Here is a 19,278-nt window from a genome sequence, read left to right on the forward strand (position 1 = left end):
CGGGTTTACCCGCCCCCGTCCCGGGCAGACGTGCGGCGTGACCGTCCCGGTGGAGCCGCCGTACCCGAGTCGTAGAGTCCTGTCCATGACGGATGGCGCGGTGTTGCACATCAAGGGGCGGGTGCTGGTCGGACCCGAGGAGGTTCGCGACGAGCTGTGGGTGGTCGCCGGGCGCGTGACGTACGAGCGGCCCGCGCACGCCGGGGATGTGGCCACCGTCCACGGATGGGCGCTGCCGGGGCTGGTGGACGCGCACTGCCATGTGGGACTTGACGCGCACGGCGCGGTGGACGAGGCGACCAGCGAGAAGCAGGCGATGGCCGAGCGCGACGCCGGGGCACTGCTGCTGCGGGACGCCGGAACGCCCGCGGACACCCGGTGGGTGGACGAGCGGGAGGACCTGCCGAAGATCATCCGGGCGGGCCGCCACATCGCCCGTACCCGCCGCTACATCCGCAACTACGCGCATGAGATCGAGCCGGGCGACCTGGCCGCCTACGTACGGCGGGAGGCGCGGCGCGGTGACGGATGGGTGAAGCTGGTCGGCGACTGGATCGACCGCGAGGTGGGCGACCTCACGCCGTGCTGGCCGCGGTGGGCGATCGACGAGGCGATCGCCGCGGCCCATCAGGAGGGCGCCCGGGTCACCGCGCACTGCTTCTCGGAGGACTCGCTCACCGACCTGGTGGAGGCGGGCATCGACTGCGTCGAGCACGCCACCGGCCTGACCGAGGAGACCATCCCGCTGTTCGCGGAGCGCGGCGTGGCGATCGTTCCCACGTTGGTCAACATCGCGACGTTCCCGGACCTGGCGGCCGGGGGAGAGGAGAAGTTCCCCAACTGGGCAGCGCACATGCGGCGGTTGCACGCCCGCCGCTATGACACCGTGCGGGCCGCCCATGACGCGGGGATCCAGATCTTCACCGGTACCGACGCGGGCGGTTCGCTGCCGCACGGCCTGGTCGCGGACGAGGTGGCCGAGCTGGTGGCCGCGGGGATACCGGCGCTCGACGCGCTCGCGGCGGCGACCTGGCGGGCCAGGGAGTGGCTCGGCCGACCGCGGCTGGAGGAGGGCGCGCCCGCCGACCTGGTGGTGTACGAGGCCGATCCGCGCGCCGACGTAAGGGTGTTGGCGGCCCCGCAGCGGGTCGTGCTGCGGGGCCGGGTGGTCGGATGACGGGTCGAGCGGTCAGTTGCCCAGCTTCTGCTTGATCTCCTCAAGGGCGCGCACTGTCCACTGCTCGGTCTCGTCCCGGGTGACGCCCAGGCCGATGAGCAGCTGCGCGGCGATCTCGTCCTCGTTGCGCAGCAGGCCGAGCAGGATGTGTTCGGTGCCGATGTAGTTGTGGCCCAGGTGCAGGGCCTCGCGCAGGGCGAGTTGGAGGGTCTTCTTCGCGCCGCGGGTGAACTTCAGCCGCTTGGGCACCGACTCGTCGGCCGGGCCGAGCGTGGCGAGGATCGTCTCGCGCACCTGCTGCTCCGACGCGCCGAGCGCCACCATGGCCTTGGCGGCGAGCCCTTCCGGCTCGGTGAACAGCGCGAGGGCGATGTGCTGGGAGCGGATCTGGGCGTGGCCGAGGTCGCGGGCCTGTTTCTCGGAGGCCTCCACCACGTTGCGGGCGCGCGGGGTGAACCGGGTGAACAACCCCGAGGTGGGCAGGTCGAGCTCGTCGGCCTTGGTCTCCTTGGGCACGAACCGCTTCTGCGCGGCCTGCTTGCTCACCCCCATGTACTGGCCGATCTCGGTCCAGGACGCGCCGGTGCGCCGCGCCTGGTCCACGAAGTGGCCTATCAGGTGGTCGGCGACCTCGCCGAGGTGGGCGGAGGTCTCCACGGCGTCCGCGAGGTGCTGTAGCGCGTCACCGTCCGGGTGCTGGCTCATGACGTGCTCGATCAGGTCGTCGAGCCGTACGGGTTGCTTCGACATGCGTCAACCGTAGGTTGTCGCGGCGCGTGCGTCAACTCTCGGTTGACGACTGGGTTTCTGTCGAACTTGCGCTCAGAAACCACCCTTTGGGGTGAAGTCGCTCCAGGTAGCTGCTCATGCACCGGCGGTGCGTAAATATTGCCGGGTCGATGTCGTCGGCGGGCGCGCTGTCCCCGATCAGCGGTGCCGACGACGCCAAGTCATCTGTGGGGGTTCCTCAGTTGTCCAACTCTGCACTCAGCCTGCCCGCACGCCGCTACGCGGCGGCCATCGGTGCGTCCTTCGCGCTCACCACGAGCGCCCTGGCCCTCGCCCCGGTAGCGCAGGCGACCACCGGCTCCGGTGACGGTGGTACCGGCGGCGGTCACTCGACCGCCTCCGTGCTCAACACCGGCCTTGACGTCTCCCTGCTCAACAAGTCCGTGGACCTGCCGCTGAACGTCGCGCTCAACGATGTCCACGCGCCGGCCGACGCGAGCCAGACCGCGCTCAGCGCCCACCTTGACGGGGTAGACGACGGGAAACCCTTCAACGTGCTCAACGCGGACGTGGCCACCGCCCGAGCCACCTCTGAGACCCGGCGGGCCGAGGGATATGTGAACCTCGTGAACGCCCGGGTGCACCTGCCCGGTCTGCCGGACACGCCGCTGATCCAGGTGCACCAGGTCACCTCGAAGGCCACCTGCGACGCGGGCCAGAAGCCGACCGCGTACTCCAACCTGCTCGGAGACGTGGCCGTGTTGGGCAAGAAGGTCACCCTCAGGGCCGGTGGTACGGCGAAGGTCGACGCACCCGGGGTCGGCGAGGTCCGGCTCGACCTGTCGAAGACCGAGACCACCTCCAGCAGTTCGGCCGCGACCGCGCTCAACCTTCAGGTCTCGGTCAACCCGGCCGCGCTCAACGTGGCCCAGGTGAGCGGCGAAGTCACCCTGGCCCGCGCCACCTGCCAGATGCCGCACGGCGGCGACAGCGGCGGCGGCACCAACGGCTCCGGCAACGGCGGCACCGGTGGCGGCGGGTCCACCAAGGGCGGCACCAACTCCGGCACAGGCAGCACCGGTTCACCGGGCGGCGGCACGGCCGGAAGTGGGGCCAAGGTCGACTCCGCCGCGGCCAAGCGGAACCTGGCCGAGACCGGTGCCGACTCCAGCACCCCGTACCTGGCCGGGGGCGCGGTGGCGCTGGTCGGCGCGGGCGGCGCGGTGATGTACGTGACCCGGCGCCGCAAGGCGGCCCGCGGCCAGCAGTGACCGCGGCCCCGGGGAGCCGGCGCGTACCGTCTCCCCGGGGCGTACCCAGTGTTCGTTCCGGATTCTTCCGGTGTACGCCAACGAGCCGTACCTTCGGGCCAGTCGCCGGGAGGGAGGGGTGCGGTGGGTCAGGCGGTGGAAGTCCGCGAACTGGTCAAACGGTACGGCGGGACGACGGCCCTGGACGGCGTGGACCTGACCGTCGCGGCTGGTGGGGTGCACGGGCTGCTGGGGCCCAACGGAGCTGGCAAGACCACGCTGCTGCGCATCATGCTCGGGCTGGTGCGGCAGGACGCGGGGGAACTTCGGCTGTTCGCCGGGCAGCCGCACCGGCTGGCGGGCTTCGTGGACAGCCCGCGCTTCTATCCGTACCTCAGCGCGGAGCGCAACCTGGCACTGCTCGCCGCCTACGACGGCGGTGACGCGGCCGACCGCATCGACGAGGTGCTGGACCGGGTCGGCTTGGCCGACCGGGCACGGCGGAAGGTCGGCGGCTACTCGTACGGCATGCGCCAACGGCTCGGCATCGCCGCCGCCCTGCTGCGCGCCCCCGATCTGCTGGTCCTGGACGAACCCGGCAACGGCCTGGACCCGGCGGGCATCCGCGACATGCGGCAACTGGTCCGCTCGCTCGCCGCCGAGGGGCTGACGGTGCTGCTCAGCAGCCACCATATGGCCGAGGTCGAGGAACTGTGCGACACGGTGAGCATCCTGCGCACCGGCCGGGTGGTCTACACCGGCTCGCTCGCCGAACTGCGCTCCCGCGCCCCCGACCCGGCGCACCGGCTCGCCACCAGCGACGACGAGTCGGCCGCCGCCCTGGCCGCCGACCAACCGGGGGTGCGGGTGACCGGCCACCCCGACGGCGGCCTGACCGTACGGGCCAGGACCGCGGAACTGGACGCCTTCGTCCTGGCGTTGGGCAGCCGCGGCATCGCGGTACGGGCGCTACGGCTGGAGGCGACCTCGCTGGAGTCGCTGTTCCTCACGCTCACCGAAGGAGACCAGCGGTGACCGCCCTGGCGCTGGGCGCCCGGCCGCGTGGCGGCGTACGCACCGTCTACCTGTGGGAGTTGGAGAAGCTGACCGCCCAGTGGCGGGTGCGGGCGGTGGCCGCCGTCTGTCTGCTGGCACCGTTCGCGTTCGTGCTGGCGCTCAAGACCCAGGACACCGTGCCGTCCGACACGCTGTTCGGCCGCTGGGTGCACGACACCGGCTACGCGGTTCCGCTGGTGGTGCTGGGATTCGCCGGGCAGTGGGGGTTTCCGCTGCTCACCAGCGTGGTCGCCGGGGACATCTTCGCCTCGGAGGACCACCACGGGACCTGGCAGACCATCTTGACCCGGTCCCGTACCCGGGCGCAGATCTTCACCGGCAAGGTGCTGGCCGCCGCCACCTTCTGCGTGGTCGTGGTGGCGCTGGCGGGCGCGGGCAGCATCGCCGCGGGCGTGCTGCTGGTGGGCCATCAGCCGCTGGTGGCGCTGGACGGCAGCCTCGTACCGTCCGGCCGAGCCGCGGAGTTGGCGGTACTGAGCTGGCTGTGCGTACTGCCTCCGGCGCTCGGCTTCACCGCGCTGGGCGTGCTGTTCTCCATCGCCACCCGGCACAGCGCGGCCGGGATCACGGGCCCGGCGCTGGTCGGCCTGCTGATGCAGCTGTACGCGTCCCTGAACGGGCTGGGCGGGCTGGGCTGGCTGGACCTGGTCTCGCACGCGCTGCTGACCACGCCGTTCGACGCCTGGCACGGGCTGATATCGGCCGCCCCGTACTACCGGCCGCTGGTCGAGGGCTGGGTGGTGAGCGCCGGTTACACCGCGGTCTGCCTGGCGGCCGGATACCTGCTGCTGCGCCGCCGGGACTTCACGAAGGGGTGAGCGTTGAACAGAACCGTCCCGCGCGCGGCGCTGGCCGCGACCGTGGTCGCCGTGCTGGCCGCGACCACCGGATGCGGCGGCTCCGACATCACCAGCGGACGCCTTGAGCACGCCCTCGGCCCGACCTTCCGGAACCTGTTCGTCCTACAGCAGACCGAACTGCACGGTACCGACAACGCGCCCTCGCCGGACACCTGGGCCAACTGCGCCAAGGGCGGCCGCGCTTCGGGCGGCAGCGGCCCGGGCGACGACTGGGTCTGCCTGGTGCACTGGCCCGCCCCCAGTGGCATCACCCAGCCCGTCGCGTACGAGGTCACCGTGCGGCCCACCGGCTGCTACACCGCGCAGGGTCCGGCCACTTTGGTGGGCCAGCAGTGGATCAAGGGCGCCGACGGGCATCAACACACCAATCCGCTCTACGAGTTCGACGGCTGCCTCGACACGGCGTGAGCGCCCGCTCCTACGCCACCCGCACTCGACAGGGGACACCGAATGAGCAAGCCACACCGCACCTTCCGCCGAACAAGGACCAGATCCCGCGGACTTGGCGGGACGGCCGCCGCCGCTCTCGCCGTCACCGCGGTGCTGGGGGTCACCGCGGCGGCCACCGCCGTTGGCATCTCCGGCGGCTTCGGCACCGACAAGGTGGACGGAGAGCAGACCGCGAAGGGCGTCCTGCTGCCGTCCAACCAGCGCATCACACCGCTGGGCACCCGGCACCTGGTGGACAACGGACGACTGCTGGCCAGCACCCTCAGCCCGGACGGCGGCAAGCTCGCCGCCCTCACCTACCGGCAGGGCACCGGCTTCCTGACCATCATGGACGTGCGCACCGGGCGGATCGTGCAGCAGATCGGCACCGGGGTCGGCGCGGACAAGCGGATCGGTGACGGCAAGGTGGCCGCCGACGGCCCGCTGTACTCGCCGGACGGCCGCACCCTGTGGTTCCCGCAGGCCTCCGACCTCGTCCGGTTCAGCCTGGACGCGGACGGCAAGGTGACCTCGGCGCCGCCGGTGGTCATCAAGCTCACCGGCAGGAACGGCGCGGACCTGCCGTCCGGCATGGCGCTGTCGCACGACGGCCGCACCCTCTACACGGCGTTGAACGGCAGCAACACCCTCGGCGTGATCGACACCGCCAGCAACACCCTGGTCAACGAGATCCCGGTGGGCATCGCCCCGCGCCAGGTGGTGGTGTCCGGAGACCAGGCGTACGTCTCCAACGAGGGCGGCCGACCGGCCGGTTCGGGCGACAACACCAACCTGACCGACCGCACACCGGTCGTCGCCGACCGGACCAACGGGGCGGTCACCAACGGCACCGTCTCCGTGGTGGACCTGCGCCGCCAGGCCCAGACCGACACCATCAAGGTCGGCCTGGAACCCACCGCCCTTGTGGCGCACGGCGGTTCCCTGCTGGTCGCCAACTCCAACGACGACAGCGTCTCGGTGATCGACACCCGCGTCCGCCGGGTCACCCAGACCTTCAACGTCAACCCGCTGCCCGGCTCCTCAGTCGGCAGCTACCCCAACGCCCTGGCCTTCACCGACCCGCACACCCTGCTGGTCAGCGTGGGCCGTGACAACGCCCTGGTCCGGTACGGCTGGGACGGCGCCCGGTCGCCGGTGCGGTACGAGGGGCTGATCCCCACCGACTGGTACCCGGTGAACGTGCAGCGCAGCGCCGCCACCGGCCGGATCGTGGTCACCAACGACAAGGGCATCGGCACCCGGGGCGCCCCCTCCACCATCAGCGAGGGCCCCGGCACCAACCCCGCCACCGGCCACAACACCTACGACGACACCGGCTCCGTCACCACCTTCCGCCAGCCCTCCGAGGAGGCGCTGGGCCAGCTCACCCACCAGGTGTTCGTCAACAACGACTGGGAGAAGCTGCTGCGCTCCGGTTCGTCCTACGGCTCGGCCAGCGACCCGGCGGCGGTCGTCCCGGCGCGGCTCGGCAGCCCGTCGAAGATCAAGCACGTCTTCCTGATCGACAAGGAGAACCGCACCTACGACCAGGTGCTGGGCGACATCGGCAAGGGCGACAGCGATCCCGCACTGGCGCAGTTCGGCGCGCACGTCACTCCCAACCTGCACGCGCTGGCGAACCGCTACGGGGTGATGGACGACTTCTACGACGTCGGCACGCTGTCCGCGGACGGCCACAACTGGCTGGTGCAGGCGGACGCCAACGACTACATCGAGAAGGAGTTCGGCGCCTTCTACCGAAGCTACCCCGCCCTGGGCAATGACGCGCTGGCCTACCAGCGCAGCGGCTTCCTGTGGAACACGGTGCAGCGCGCGGGGAAGACGGTGCAGGACTTCTCCGAGTACGCGGGCAACATCGCACTGCCCGCCACCGGCGCGCCGAGCTGGGCGGACTGGTACCACGACTCCCAGGTCCTGGAAGGCAAGGCGGCAGGTCCGCTGCACACCCCGATCGGCAAGTACCCGACCACCTCCGACGTGCCGTCGGTGAACGCCATCAACCACCCGGACTACCCGACCTTCGACACCGACATCCCCGACCAGTACCGGGTGGACATCTGGCAGCGGCACTTCAACGACTCCGTGAAGTCCGGCCAGTTGCCCAACTTGACGATGATTCAGCTCCCGCAGGACCACACCAACGGCATCAGCGGCACCGACCCGTACCCGACCGCGATGGCCGCGGACAACGACCTGGCCGTCGGCCGGATCGTGGACACCATCTCGCACAGCAGGTTCTGGAAGGACAGCGCGATCTTCGTCCTGGAGGACGACTCGCAAAACGGCGTCGACCACGTGGACGGCCACCGCGCCCCGCTGTGGGTGATCAGCCCGTACGCCAGGCGCGACGCCGTGGTCTCGACCTACTACTCGCAGGTCAACGTGGTCAGGACGATCGAACAGATCCTGGGCGCCCAGCCGATGAACCAGGTTGACCGGGCCGCCGAGCCGATGTCCGACCTGTTCACCGACCACCCCGACTTCACCCCGTACTCCGCGCTGCCCAACCAGATCCCGCTGGACTACGGCCTCAAGCCCACCCATGACGTACCGCAGCGCTACCAGGGCATCGCCCGCCAGTGGCAGTCATGGAGCGCCATGCAACACACCGGCGGCGCCAGGCCCCAACTGGACCAGGTCAACCCGGCCCAGCTGAACCGCATCGACTGGTACCAGGCAACGGGTTGGACCCGCCCCTACCCCGGCGACCAGCGCATCCTCGCCCCGAACGAGGTCCCGGGCCGGGACGCGCCGCCGCAGGAACTGCAGTGATCAGCCCTGGGAAGCCAGTTCGCTCACCGCGTCCGTGGCTTCCCGCAGGCTGGTGCCGGTTGCCTCGCGGTAGGCCTTGACGGCTTGGATCGTTTTGCCCTCGCGGATGAGCTCTCGGACCTCGCGGAGGTCGGGGTGGTCCACCTGGAGGCCCAGGTGCTCCATGATCAGGTCCAGTTTCTTCTCCATCCGGATCAACCGGCGTTCCAGGAAGTCGAGTTTGGTGAACATGTGAGTGGATCTTACGGGAGGGCGGCGCGGGTCAGGGCGGTGACGAAGGCGTCGGTGGTGGTGCGGTCGCGTACCGCGACGCGGAGCCAGTTACGGTCCAGGCCCGGGAAGGTGTCGGCGCGGCGGACCGCGAAGCCCAACTCGCGCAGGCGCTGGCGGACCTCGGCCGCGTGCGGCAGGCGCAGCAGCACGAACGGCGCCTCGGCGGGGGACACCACCTCGGCGGCCGGGAGGTCGGCCAGCCGGGAGAGCAGATGGTCGCGGTCCCGGGCGATCTGCCGGGCGGCCTCCTCGGCCTCGGCCACGGCGGGCGGGGCGCAGCACGCCTCGGCCGCCGCCAGGGCCGGGGTGGCGACCGGCCACAGCGGCTGGGCGCGCTCCAGCGCCGCGATCGTCTCGGGGGCGGCGAGGACGTAGCCGATGCGCAGGCCCGCCAGGCCCCAGGTCTTGGTGAGGCTGCGCAGGACCACCACACCGGGCAGGTCGCGGCGCGCCGCCAGTGAGGCGTGCTCGCCGGGGACCGCGTCCATGAACGCCTCGTCCACCACCAGGACGCGGCCGGGACGGGCCAGTTGGGCCAGGGTGCTCGCGGGGTGCAGCACGGAGGTGGGGTTCGTGGGGTTGCCGATCACCACGAAGTCGGCGTCCTCCGGCACGTCCGCCGGGTCCAGCCGGAAGCCGGACTCGTACCGCAACAGCACCCGGTGCACCGGGCGGCCCGCGTCCCGCAGGGCCGCCTCCGGCTCGGTGAACTGCGGATGCACCACGACCGCCCGGCGCGGTGCGAAGGCGCGGGCCAGCAGCACGAACGCCTCCGCCGCGCCCGCCGTCAGCAGCACCTCCTCGGGCGGCCTGCCGTGCCGCCGCGCGACCGCGCGCCGGGCCGCCCGGCCGTCCGGGTAGGCGGCAAGTCCGGCCAGTGAGGCGGCTATCCGCTCCACCAGCCATGAAGGGGGCGTTCCGGTACGGACGTTGACGGCCAGGTCCACCAGGTCCGCCCCGTCGTCGCGGACCTCCGCGTCGCCGTGGTGGCGCAAATCGTGTTCGTCGGTGATCACGGCGCGCACACCTCGCGGTAGCGGGCCAGCACCAGATCGGCCAACTCCGCAGTACCGCCGACCGTGTCGGCGTACCGCACATCGACCCCCGGGTGCGCCTCCGCCCAGCCCTCGGCCTGCTGCCGGACCCGGCCCACCAGCGGGCCGCCGCCCAGGAAGTACGGCAGCACCACCAGCCGCCGCGCCCCGAGCCGGGCACAGCGGTCGAGACCCGAGGGCACATCCGGCGCGGCGACCAAGCCGAACGCGGTCTCCACGCCCGCGTAGCCGCGCCCCTCCCACAGCAGCCGGGCCGCACGGTGCACCTCGGCGTTGGCGTCGGGGTCGGTGGAGCCCCGGCCGACCAGCAGCACCGTGGTCGCCGCCCGGTCGGAGGGGGAGCGGCGGCCGTCGCCCAGCGCCGCGTCCAGGCGGCGCTCCAACGCCTCCAGCAGCTGCGGGCGCGAGTCCAACGGCAGATAGCGGTACGAGATCCCGGGGTGGCGCAGCACCGCGCGGCGCAGGGCGTCCCGTGCGTCGCTCGCGGCCAGCGCCAACGGCACCGCCGCGAAGTGCCGTTCACCGTGCCGCTCCAGCTCGTCCACCGCGTCGGCCAGCGACTCGACGGATCCTCCGCAGACCGGCAGGCCCGGATCCCGCTCGCCGAGCGTTCTGACGAGCGAGTGCAGGGCTGCCGCCGCCTCCTCGTCGTCGCGCGTACCAGGACCGATCAGCAGTAGGGCGGGCGGCGAGCTCACGGCGGTGTCTCCTTGCTGCGGGTGGTGCCGGGTCTGTGCGTGCGGCACACCGTACCGGCCCTGACCAACGGGTGAACCGGCTGGTAGCAGGGTTGTTATGGGCTACTGACCGGGGCGCGACGCCAGGGCGGCGGTGGCCGTCGGGGGCCGCCCGCCGGGCGGGGTGGACTTCCGCTTGCGGACGATGAGTTGACCGCCGGGGGCCGCGGCGAGGGCGGCGGCCTCCGCCACGCTGGGGGTGCCGACGGCGGCGAGCGCGGCGGGCGAGGGCGTGGGGACCGCGATCGCGGCAAGCGTCGCGGCGTCGTACGCCAGCACCGGTACGCCGCCGAGCCGCCGGGCCGCCTCGACGATCGCTGGTTCGTCCGCCCTGGCGGCGACGGTCGCCAGGGCGGCCACCCGGTCCGCAGGCACGTCCGCCTCCGCCAGCACCCGCTCGATCAGCTCGTACACCTCGTCGGCGGGGGCACCCGAACTGGCGCCCACGCCGACGACGGTCAACCCGCGCACCGCGCGACGAACCGGTGGGCGAGCGAGGGTTCGGCCGCCCAGTGGGTGTGCAGATAGGAGGCGTGCACGTTCGCGGCCGGTCCGGCCACGAAGCCTTCCAGGCGCCGGGTTGGCCGTGACCAGCCCCACGCGGGGGCTTCCCCCGCGCCCGGCTCGATCGTGGTGCGGTGGAACTCGTGGCCGCGCAGCCTCGTTCCGGCCTCGGCCAGCGGGCTGTCGGTCACCGCGACCGCCTCGCGGTAGCCGAGGGTCAGCTTCCGCGTCATCCGGGCGGTGGCGTTCAGCACGCCGCACATCGGGGTGCCGTCCAACTCCGTTGCCAGGTAGAGGAGTCCGGCGCATTCCGCTGCGATCGGGGCGCCTTCGGCGGCCAGGGTGGCTACGGCCTTGCGCAGTGGTTCGTTGGCGGAGAGGTCGGGGGCGTAGATTTCCGGGAAGCCGCCGCCGATGATCAACCCGGCCGTGCGGTCTGGTAGTTGCTCGTCGCGTAGTGGGTCGAACGGTACGACCTCCGCGCCCGCGGCGGTCAGGAGTTCGGTGTGTTCCGGGTACGAGAACGTGAAGGCCGGGCCGCTGGCCAGGGCCACTATCGGACGCGGCGCCGTCGTGGGGTCGTGCCCACCCGTTCCGCGGGGGGTACCTCCCACGTCCTTAAGGGAGTGGGGGAGGAACGCCTGCTCGCAACCGATGGGGTCCCATGGTTCTTCGGGCAGTACCTGGGCCGTTTTCGCCAAGGCCAGCAGGGCCTCCATGTCGCAGCCCGCCAGGACTCGTGCCGCCATCTCGCCGACCGCGTCCACCGCCTCCGTGCGGCGTTCCGCCGCCGGGATCAGGCCCAGGTGGCGGGCCGGGACGGCGAGGCCCGCGTCGCGGCGCAGGACGCCCAGGACCGGCACGCCCGACTCGTCCAGGGCCTCGCGCAGCAACTGCTCATGGCGGTCGGAGCCGACCTTGTTGAGGATGACGCCGCCGATCCGTACCTCGGGGTCCCAGGAGGCGAAGCCGTGCACCAGCGCGGCCACCGAGCGGGACTGCGAGGACGCGTCCACCACCAGTACCACCGGCGCCCGCAGCAGCTTGGCCACCTGCGCGGTGGAGGCCAGTTCGCCCTGCCCGGCCGCGCCGTCGTACAGCCCCATCACGCCCTCGACCACGGCCAGGTCGGCGCCGCGCGCGCCGTGCAGGAACAGCGGCGCGACGCGCCGCGGGCCGCACAGGTAGGCGTCCAGGTTGCGGCCCGGGCGGCCGGTGGCCAGCGTGTGGTACCCGGGGTCGATGTAGTCGGGGCCGACCTTGTGGGGTGAGACGGCCAGACCGCGCTGGGTGAACGCGGCCATCAGACCGGTGGCTACGGTGGTCTTGCCGCTGCCCGAGGAGGGTGCGGCGATCACCAGACGTGGGACGGCTACCACTCGATGCCCCGCTGGCCCTTCTGCCCGGCGTCCATCGGGTGCTTGACCTTGGTCATGTCGGTCACCAGGTCCGCGGCGTCGATCAGCTTCTGCGGCGCGTTGCGGCCGGTGATGATGACGTGCTGGGTGCCGGGACGGTCCCGCAGCACCGCGAGCACCTCGTCGGTGTCCACCCAGCCCCAGTGCATGGGGTAGGCGAACTCGTCCAGTACGTACAGCCGGTAGGTCTCGGCGGCCAGGTCGCGCCTGACCTGCGCCCAGCCCTCGCGGGCCGCCTCCTCGCTGGTCTCCAGGTCGCGCTGCACCCAGGACCAGCCCTCGCCCATCTTGTGCCAGGCGACCGTGCCGCCCTCGCCGGAGTCGCCGAGCACGCGTAGCGCCCGCTCCTCGCCGACCCGCCACTTGGCGGACTTGACGAACTGGAACACCCCGACCGGCCAGCCCTGGTTCCAGGCGCGCAGCGCCATGCCGAAGGCGGCCGTGGACTTGCCCTTGCCGGTACCGGTGTGCACGATCGTCAGCGGACGGTTCCGGCGCTGACGGGTCGTCAGCCCATCGTCCGGCACCACACTCGGCTTCCCCTGCGGCATTACGCGGCCCTCCTGACGTCACGTACCAGCGCGGACACCGCGTCCGCGCGCAACTCCTCCAAAGTCACGGCCGTACCGGCGAGTTGGCGGGCCAGCTCACCCGCCAGCCCCAGGCGTACCGGGCCGCTCTCGCAGTCCACGACCACCGACGACACGCCCTCGGCGGCCAGCAGCCGCGCCGCGTGCCCCGCCAGCGCGACGGGCTCCGTGGCGACCCGTCGCCCACCGGAGGCGCCGCGCGCCGCTGTGGCGTCGGTGGCCCGCCCGTCGGTCACCACGACCAGCAGCGGGCGCCGGGACGCGTCCCGCAACCGCTCGATCCGCAGCACCTCACGGGCCTTGAGCAGCCCGGCGGCCAGCGGGGTGCGGCCGCCGGTCGGCAGCTTGGCCAGCCGGGCCGCGCCCGCCTCCACCGAGGAGGTCGGCGGCAGCGCCAGCTCCGCGCCGGTGCCGCGGAAGGTCACCAACCCCACCTTGTCGCGCCGCTGGTAGGCGTCGAGCAGCAGTGAGAGCACCGCGCCCTTGACCGCGGCCATCCGCTGCCGGGCCGCCATCGACCCGGAGGCGTCGACCACGAACAGCACCAGGTTGCCCTCCCGGCCCTCGCGCACCGCCTGTCGCAGGTCGTCCCTGCGCAGCACCAGACCCGGACCGCTGCGCCCGCGCGCCCGCTGGTGCGGGGCGGCGGCGGTCACGGTGGCGGCCAGGTGCAGCTTGGTCAACGTGCCCTGGGGGCGGCGGGCGCCGGTGGTGCGGCCGTGCTCGGTGCGCGCTCGGGAGCGCCGTCCGGCGACGCCGTCGCCAAGTCCCGCCACGGTCAACGGCCTCGTCCTGAACGGCTCGGCAGCGGCCACCGGGGCCTGCTCGGCGCCCGCGCCGGTGGGTGCGCCTTCCGCTGCGTCACCGCTGGTGTCCGGCTGCCGCTCGTCGGAGCGCTGGTCGGGGACGGCCGGGTCGTCCGCCGGAGCGTCCTGCGGGGGGCGCCCACCGCCGTCCGGCCCACCGCCGGGGCCGTCCGGGCCCGGGTCGTCGTCCTCGCCGCGGGAGTCCTCCAGGGCCTCGTCCAGCTTCTGCTCGTCCAGCCCCGGTGCGTCGAAGGGGTTGCGGCGGCGCCGGTGCGGCAGCGCCAGCAGCGCGGCCTGGCGCACGTCCTCCTCCAGCACCTCGGTGCGGCCCGCCCAGGCGGCCAGCGCGGTGGCGGTGCGGGCGGTCACGATGTCCGCGCGCATCCCGTCCACCTCGAACGCCGCGCACACGGAGGCGATCTGCCGCAGCGCGGCATCCCCCAGCCGCACCGACGGCAGCAACTCCCGTGCCGCGGCGATGCGTTGCCGCAGCTCGTCCTCCTCGGCCGCCCAGCGCGCGGCGAACGCCGCCGGATCCTCGTCGTACGCCAGCCGCCTGCGCACTACCTCGACCCGCTGGCCGGGGTCCCGGGACGCCGACACCTCCACGGTGAGCCCGAAGCGGTCGAGCAACTGCGGGCGCAGTTCGCCCTCTTCGGGGTTCATGGTGCCGACGAGCAGGAAGCGCGCGGCGTGCCGTACCGAGACGCCCTCGCGCTCGACGTACGAGGCGCCCATCGCGGCGGCGTCCAGCAGCAGGTCGACCAGGTGGTCGTGGAGCAGGTTGACCTCGTCCACGTAGAGCACCCCGCGGTGCGCGGCGGCCAGCAGACCGGGCTCGAACGCCTTCTCGCCCTCGGCCAGGGCGCGTTCGATGTCCAGCGCGCCCACCAGCCGGTCCTCGGAGGCGCCCACCGGCAGCTCCACCATCCGCGCCGGACGGTCCGTACCGCCGTCCGCCAGGTCGTGCGGGCCGTCCGGGCAGCCGGGGTCCGGCGTCCGCGGGTCACAGGAGAAGCGGCAGCCCGGTACCACCTCGACCGGTGGCATCAGCGCCGAAAGCGCCCGTACCGCGGTCGACTTGGCGGTGCCCTTCTCGCCCCGCACCAGCACACCGCCGACCGCGGGGGAGACGGCGTTCAGCAGCAGGGCGAGCCGCAGGTCGTCCATCCCGACGATCGCCGTGAAGGGGTAGTGGGTGCTCACGCCGGGATGCCTCCTACGAGTGTCGGATGTCACGGTGCCCCCGGAGCCAGGAACGGGAGACCGGCGGGTGCGCCGTCCTCGATCAGCCGCAGCAGCGCCGCGGTGTCGGCGTGCTCCTCGATCAGGTCGCCGAGGCGGTCCAACTGCTCCTCGCGCAGCGCCGCGAAGCTGGTGTCCGGCGCCGGTACGAAGCGGCGGCCGGACGCCCGCGCCACCTCGCGCAGGAACGCCCGGCGGAAGCCGTCGCTCTCCAGCGAGCCGTGCCAGTGCGTGCCCCAGACCGCGCCGAGGCGCACCCCGTCCAGGAACGGTTCGCCGCCGTCGCCGATCCGGGCGACGCCGTGGTGGATCTCATAGCCGTCCACCGCCTCGCCCAGCGCCTTGCCGGACGGTCTGGCCAGGGTCTTCTCCGGGGCGAACCGGATACTCACCGGCAGCAGACCGAGCCCCTCGACGGTTCCGGCGCGGGACTCGACCTCGTCCTCGATGGTCCGCCCGAGGACCTGGAAGCCGCCGCAGACGCCCAGTACCGGCCTGCCCTCGGCGGCTCGCCTGCGTACCGCGTCCGCCAACCCGCGTTCGTGGAGCCAGCGCAGGGCCTTCACCGTGCCGCGGGTGCCCGGCAGGACGACGAGGTCGGCGTCGGCGAGTTCCTCCGGACGGTCCACGAACCGGACCACGACGCCGGGTTCCGCGGCCAGCGCGTCCACGTCGGTGAAGTTGGACATCAGCGGTACGGCGGCGACCGCCACCCGCAGCACGTCCTCACCGTACGGGGGAGCCGAGTTGGACTCCCGGACCGTGCCGCGCAGCGAGACCCGCAGGCCGTCCTCCTCGTCGATGCCCAGACCGTGCGCGTACGGCAGCACACCCAGCGTGGCGCGTCCGGTGAGGCCGCGCAGCATCTCCAACCCCGGCTCCAGCAGGGAGACATCGCCGCGGAACTTGTTCACCAGATATCCGGCGAGCAGTGCCTGGTCCTCGCGGCTGAGCAGCGCGGTGGTGCCGAAGAAGGAGGCGAAGATCCCGCCGCGGTCGATGTCGCCGACGACGACCACCGGAAGGTTCGCGGCGCGCGCCAGGCCCATGTTGACGATGTCGGTGTGGCGCAGGTTGATCTCCGCCGGGCTGCCCGCGCCCTCGCAGATCACCACCTCATGGGTGTCGCGCAGTTGTCGGAGGCAGTCCGTGACGGTTTCGAGGAGTTCCTCCCGGCGCCTGGAGTACAGCGTCTCGCCGGGGGACGACCCTTCGGCCCGCCCGAAATACCCGCGGGCGCTCAACTCGCCCACGGGTTTGCCGAGTAGCACCACCTGGCTGGTGCGGTCGCCGCCGGGCTTGAGCAGTACCGGGTTCATCAACGCGCTCGGCTCGACCCGGGCGGCCTGCGCCTGCATCGCCTGGGCGCGGCCGATCTCGGCGCCGTCGCGGGTGACGAAGGAGTTCAGCGACATGTTCTGCGCCTTGAACGGGGCGACGCTGACGCCCTTGCGGGCCAGCCAGCGGCAGATGCCCGCCGTCACCACGCTCTTGCCCGCGTCGGACGTCGTTCCCGCGACCAACAGCCCACCGCTCACCGCGTGCCCCTCCTGCCCAGTAGGTACCGGCCCGCCACACAGGCGGCCAGCGCCAGCGCGCTCACCCGGCGGGACAGCCGTACCGCGCGCTCGATGTCCGCCACCTCCACCGGCCGGTTGCCGCCGCCCAGCACCGGGCGGCGCTCGATCCGCCCGCCGTAGGAGAGCGTGCCGCCCAGCCGTACCCCCAGGGCGCCCGCGAACGACGCCTCCACCGGACCGGCGTTGGGGCTCGGGTGCCGGTGGCCGTCGGCCCGCCAAGTGCGCCACGCCGCACGCCGGTTGGGGGCGGCGAGCACGGTCAGCGCGGCGGTCAGCCGCGATCCGGGGTAGCCGACGGCATCGTCCAGCCGGGCGGACGCCCAGCCGAACCGCCGGTAGCGCGGTGACCGGTGGCCGACCATCGCGTCCAGGGTGTTGACCGCGCGGAACCCGACCAGCCCCGGCACGCCGCCGAGCGCGCCCCACACCAGGGCGCCGACCACGGCGTCGGAGGTGTTCTCGGCGACCGACTCCACCACGGCACGGGCGATCTGCTGCCCGTCCAGCGCCTGCGGGTCACGGCCGCACAGGTGCGGCAGCCGCTCCCGGGCCAGTCCCAGGTCTCCGGCGGTCAGCGCGGCGCCGATCGCGCCCGCCTCGCGGGCGAGCGAGGCGCCGCCGAGCACCGCCCAGGTCGCGGCGGCGGTCAGGGCGACGGAAGCGGCGGGGGAGCGGCGGGTGAGCCGGGAGGCGGCGCGGGCGGCGGCCACCGCGCCGCCCGCGCACAGCGCGGTGAAGGCGGCGCCGCGGGCGCGGTCGTCACGCCACAGGGCGCGTTCACAGGCGGCGGCGGCCCGGCCGAACGCGGCGACCGGATGGCCGCGGCGCGGGTCACCGGTGAGCAGGTCGCCCGCGAAGCCGAGGACCGCGCCGTACCCGAAGAGACGGTCGGCACGCATGGGTCAGTCCGCCGTCGTTCCTCGAAGCGGGCGTGGCGTCAGGGCGAAGGGTGGTGTGCCGGGCATGGCAGGAGTCCTCACTCAGGGTCCGCGCCCTGGTTCGACGTGACCGGCGGTGAGAGTCTCCTGGCTCCCGGATCGGCACGCCCCCCGGCCTTCCAGCCGATCGCTCGGCCGTGACCCTCGAGTGGGGGCGCACTCCCCGGTGACAGTGGCGGGACCGCGCCGGATTCACACCGGCTTCCTCTCCTGTCGCCGTTTGGGCTTGTTGGCGCCGTATGGCACCGGGCAGTCCACCATGCTGCGGGAACGGCAGTCAACTGCCCCCGATGCGCGCGGGGCACGCACGGCGTGCGCGCCCCGCGTTCAGCCCACGATGAGGTAGATGCCGTAGGCCACGGCCGCCGCGCACAGTGCGAAGGCGGCGTATCCGGTGGCCCGCGCCGACTGCTGCTGCCTGGACAGTCCGACGATGCCGACGGTGAACAGGCCCACCAGGCCAACGGTTCCGATCAGGCTCACGCCCGCCACCGACGCCAGGGCGCCCCAGTTGATGTTCACAGTGCGGCTTCCTTCTGGACGGTCTGCGGCTGCGGGGCCGGGATGGTGGCGGTGAGTGCCGGGTCGGCGGCGAAGGCGTCGAACTCCGGGGCGGCCGTGTCCGGTTGCCCCGGTGCCACCAGCTCCTCGACGTCGTTGACGTTGGTGTGGTCCACCGGCCTGCGCATCGAGACCAGCCAGGACCCGGCGCACACGGCGGCACCCAGCAGGCCGACCAGCAGCACGCCCCAACTGCCCTGCAGGGCCACGAAGGTGGCGCCACCGGCCACCAGTGCGGCGGCGGGCAGGGTGATCAGCCAGGACAGCACCATGCGCCGCACCACGCCCCAGCGCACTTCCGCGCCCCGGCGGCCGAAGCCGGTGCCGGTGACCGCGCCGGAGACCACGTGGGTGGTGGAGAGCGCGAAGCCCAGGTGGGCGGAGGCGAGGATGGTGGTCGCCGCGGCGGTCTGGGCGGCGAAGCCCTGCGGCGGCTGGATGTCGGTGAGCTTCTTGCCCATGGTGCGGATGATCCGCCAACCGCCCAGGTAGGTACCGAGGCCCATGGCGCTCGCGGCGGCCAGGATCACCCACAGCGGCGGGTCGGAGTGCGGGGCGACCATGCCGCCGGTGACCAGCGCCAGGGTGATGACGCCCATGGTCTTCTGCGCGTCGCTGGTGCCGTGGGCGAGCGAGACCAGGGCGGCGGAGGCGATCTGGCCCGCGCGGTAGCCCTTCGAGGTGGCCTGCGGGTCGGCGTCCCGGCCGATGCGGTAGGTGGCCCTGGTCGCCAGCATCGCGGCGACACCGGCGACGAGCGGGGAGACGACCGCCGGGATGAGGATCTTCATCACGATCGCGTTGCCGTGGATGCCGTGCGCTCCGACGGCCACCAGCGTCGCGCCGATCAGACCGCCGAACAGGGCGTGCGAGGAACTGGACGGCAGCCCGGCGAGCCAGGTCACCAGGTTCCAGACAATGGCGCCGACCAGCGCCGCGAAGATCACTTCGGGTTTGACCCCGGCCTTTTCGTCGATGATTCCGCCGGAAATCGTCTTGGCCACCTGGACCGAGAGAAATGCGCCGACGAGGTTGAGGACCGCCGACATCGCCACCGCCGCCTTCGGCGCGAGCGCCCCGGTGGAAATGGTGGTGGCCATGGCGTTGGCGGTGTCATGGAAACCGTTCGTGAAATCGAACACGAGAGCGGTGACGATCACGACTCCGATGAGCAGCGTGAGGTGTTCCATTCACCCAGACAATCGTTCGGGCGGGCAGCGACGCGGCGACCGTACGGACTATGGGTGAACGAAAGG

Annotated in this window: 17 protein-coding genes, 1 pseudogene and 1 riboswitch; of the genes and pseudogenes, 6 read left to right on the forward strand and 12 right to left on the reverse strand. The window is 72.7% G+C overall.

The features are described from left to right. Window positions 1-85: 85 nt before the first annotated feature. Complete coding sequence (locus NON19_RS23715) at window positions 86-1,177, forward strand: amidohydrolase family protein (RefSeq protein ID WP_255931052.1); 1,092 nt, start codon at window positions 86-88, stop codon at window positions 1,175-1,177. A gap of 12 nt (window positions 1,178-1,189) precedes the next feature. On the opposite strand, the gene NON19_RS23720 is transcribed toward NON19_RS23715, so the two are convergent. Then, window positions 1,190-1,927 (reverse strand): Clp protease N-terminal domain-containing protein, encoded by a 738-nt coding sequence (locus NON19_RS23720; protein WP_255931053.1) that lies wholly within the window; start codon window positions 1,925-1,927, stop codon window positions 1,190-1,192. A 149-nt stretch (window positions 1,928-2,076) separates the two neighbouring features. Here NON19_RS23720 and NON19_RS23725 point away from each other — a divergent pair, with 149 nt between their 5' ends. The 5 genes from NON19_RS23725 (at window position 2,077) to NON19_RS23745 (ending at window position 8,315) form a co-directional block, all read left to right on the forward strand. After that, a complete protein-coding gene (locus tag NON19_RS23725; protein WP_255931054.1) occupies window positions 2,077-3,177 on the forward strand; it encodes an SCO1860 family LAETG-anchored protein in 1,101 nt (366 codons plus the stop codon). Between the two features lie 123 nt (window positions 3,178-3,300). Further along, on the forward strand, window positions 3,301-4,191 hold the full coding sequence (locus tag NON19_RS23730; RefSeq protein WP_255931055.1) for an ABC transporter ATP-binding protein: 891 nt from the start codon (window positions 3,301-3,303) through the stop codon (window positions 4,189-4,191). Next, window positions 4,188-5,051, forward strand: a complete 864-nt coding sequence (locus tag NON19_RS23735; protein WP_255931056.1) for an ABC transporter permease — start codon at window positions 4,188-4,190, stop codon at window positions 5,049-5,051. The genes NON19_RS23730 and NON19_RS23735 overlap by 4 nt, the downstream gene beginning before the upstream one ends. Before the next feature lie 3 nt (window positions 5,052-5,054). Continuing rightward, window positions 5,055-5,501 carry a hypothetical protein gene (locus tag NON19_RS23740; protein WP_255931057.1) on the forward strand — a complete coding sequence of 149 codons (447 nt, stop codon included), beginning with the start codon at window positions 5,055-5,057 and terminating at the stop codon, window positions 5,499-5,501. A gap of 42 nt (window positions 5,502-5,543) precedes the next feature. Continuing rightward, complete coding sequence (locus tag NON19_RS23745) at window positions 5,544-8,315, forward strand: bifunctional YncE family protein/alkaline phosphatase family protein (protein WP_255931059.1); 2,772 nt, start codon at window positions 5,544-5,546, stop codon at window positions 8,313-8,315. Here NON19_RS23745 and NON19_RS23750 read toward each other — a convergent pair whose 3' ends face one another. The 11 genes and pseudogenes from NON19_RS23750 to NON19_RS23800 form a co-directional block, all read right to left on the reverse strand. Next, complete coding sequence (locus NON19_RS23750; protein ID WP_255931060.1) at window positions 8,316-8,546, reverse strand: hypothetical protein; 231 nt, start codon at window positions 8,544-8,546, stop codon at window positions 8,316-8,318. It abuts the gene before it with no gap. Between the two features lie 11 nt (window positions 8,547-8,557). After that, on the reverse strand, window positions 8,558-9,604 hold the full coding sequence (cobC, locus tag NON19_RS23755) for an Rv2231c family histidinol phosphate aminotransferase CobC (RefSeq protein ID WP_255931061.1): 1,047 nt from the start codon (window positions 9,602-9,604) through the stop codon (window positions 8,558-8,560). Between the two features lie 11 nt (window positions 9,605-9,615). Then, a pseudogene (locus tag NON19_RS23760) lies at window positions 9,616-10,341 on the reverse strand (sirohydrochlorin chelatase); the annotation flags it as partial. Window positions 10,342-10,443: 102 nt separating this feature from the next. Then, window positions 10,444-10,827, reverse strand: coding sequence for a cobalamin biosynthesis protein (locus NON19_RS23765; RefSeq protein ID WP_308213721.1), 384 nt, complete (start codon window positions 10,825-10,827; stop codon window positions 10,444-10,446). An 11-nt stretch (window positions 10,828-10,838) separates the two neighbouring features. Continuing rightward, window positions 10,839-12,263 carry a cobyrinic acid a,c-diamide synthase CobB gene (locus tag NON19_RS23770; protein ID WP_255931062.1) on the reverse strand — a complete coding sequence of 475 codons (1,425 nt, stop codon included), beginning with the start codon at window positions 12,261-12,263 and terminating at the stop codon, window positions 10,839-10,841. Further along, on the reverse strand, window positions 12,257-12,853 hold the full coding sequence (cobO, locus tag NON19_RS23775) for a cob(I)yrinic acid a,c-diamide adenosyltransferase (RefSeq protein WP_255931063.1): 597 nt from the start codon (window positions 12,851-12,853) through the stop codon (window positions 12,257-12,259). Before cobO ends, NON19_RS23770 begins: the two co-directional genes overlap by 7 nt. After that, a complete protein-coding gene (locus tag NON19_RS23780; RefSeq protein ID WP_255931064.1) occupies window positions 12,853-14,904 on the reverse strand; it encodes a putative cobaltochelatase in 2,052 nt (683 codons plus the stop codon). Before NON19_RS23780 ends, cobO begins: the two co-directional genes overlap by 1 nt. Window positions 14,905-14,933: 29 nt before the next feature. Next, window positions 14,934-16,481, reverse strand: coding sequence for a cobyric acid synthase (locus NON19_RS23785; protein WP_255931065.1), 1,548 nt, complete (start codon window positions 16,479-16,481; stop codon window positions 14,934-14,936). Then, a complete protein-coding gene (locus tag NON19_RS23790) occupies window positions 16,478-17,422 on the reverse strand; it encodes a cobalamin biosynthesis protein (RefSeq protein ID WP_255931067.1) in 945 nt (314 codons plus the stop codon). The genes NON19_RS23785 and NON19_RS23790 overlap by 4 nt, the downstream gene beginning before the upstream one ends. Window positions 17,423-17,542: 120 nt before the next feature. After that, window positions 17,543-17,668: riboswitch (cobalamin riboswitch) on the reverse strand. A gap of 120 nt (window positions 17,669-17,788) precedes the next feature. Continuing rightward, on the reverse strand, window positions 17,789-17,983 hold the full coding sequence (locus NON19_RS23795) for a hypothetical protein (RefSeq protein WP_255931069.1): 195 nt from the start codon (window positions 17,981-17,983) through the stop codon (window positions 17,789-17,791). After that, a complete protein-coding gene (locus NON19_RS23800) occupies window positions 17,980-19,212 on the reverse strand; it encodes an inorganic phosphate transporter (RefSeq protein ID WP_303654224.1) in 1,233 nt (410 codons plus the stop codon). Before NON19_RS23800 ends, NON19_RS23795 begins: the two co-directional genes overlap by 4 nt. Between the last annotated feature and the right edge of the window lie 66 nt (window positions 19,213-19,278).

The sequence above is a fragment of the Streptantibioticus rubrisoli genome, assembly GCF_024436055.1.
Taxonomy (GTDB): domain Bacteria; phylum Actinomycetota; class Actinomycetes; order Streptomycetales; family Streptomycetaceae; genus Streptantibioticus_A; species Streptantibioticus_A rubrisoli.

What these genes read in the sequence shown, in the direction of transcription:
- NON19_RS23715 (WP_255931052.1), top strand. Translation starts at nt 86, where the DNA reads ATGACGGATGGCGCGGTGTTGCACATCAAGGGGCGGGTGCTGGTCGGA.
- NON19_RS23720 (WP_255931053.1), bottom strand. Translation starts at nt 1,927, where the DNA reads ATGTCGAAGCAACCCGTACGGCTCGACGACCTGATCGAGCACGTCATG.
- NON19_RS23725 (WP_255931054.1), top strand. Translation starts at nt 2,077, where the DNA reads ATGTCGTCGGCGGGCGCGCTGTCCCCGATCAGCGGTGCCGACGACGCC.
- NON19_RS23745 (WP_255931059.1), top strand. Translation starts at nt 5,544, where the DNA reads ATGAGCAAGCCACACCGCACCTTCCGCCGAACAAGGACCAGATCCCGC.
- NON19_RS23750 (WP_255931060.1), bottom strand. Translation starts at nt 8,546, where the DNA reads ATGTTCACCAAACTCGACTTCCTGGAACGCCGGTTGATCCGGATGGAG.
- cobO (WP_255931063.1), bottom strand. Translation starts at nt 12,853, where the DNA reads ATGCCGCAGGGGAAGCCGAGTGTGGTGCCGGACGATGGGCTGACGACC.
- NON19_RS23790 (WP_255931067.1), bottom strand. Translation starts at nt 17,422, where the DNA reads ATGCGTGCCGACCGTCTCTTCGGGTACGGCGCGGTCCTCGGCTTCGCG.
- NON19_RS23800 (WP_303654224.1), bottom strand. Translation starts at nt 19,212, where the DNA reads ATGGAACACCTCACGCTGCTCATCGGAGTCGTGATCGTCACCGCTCTC.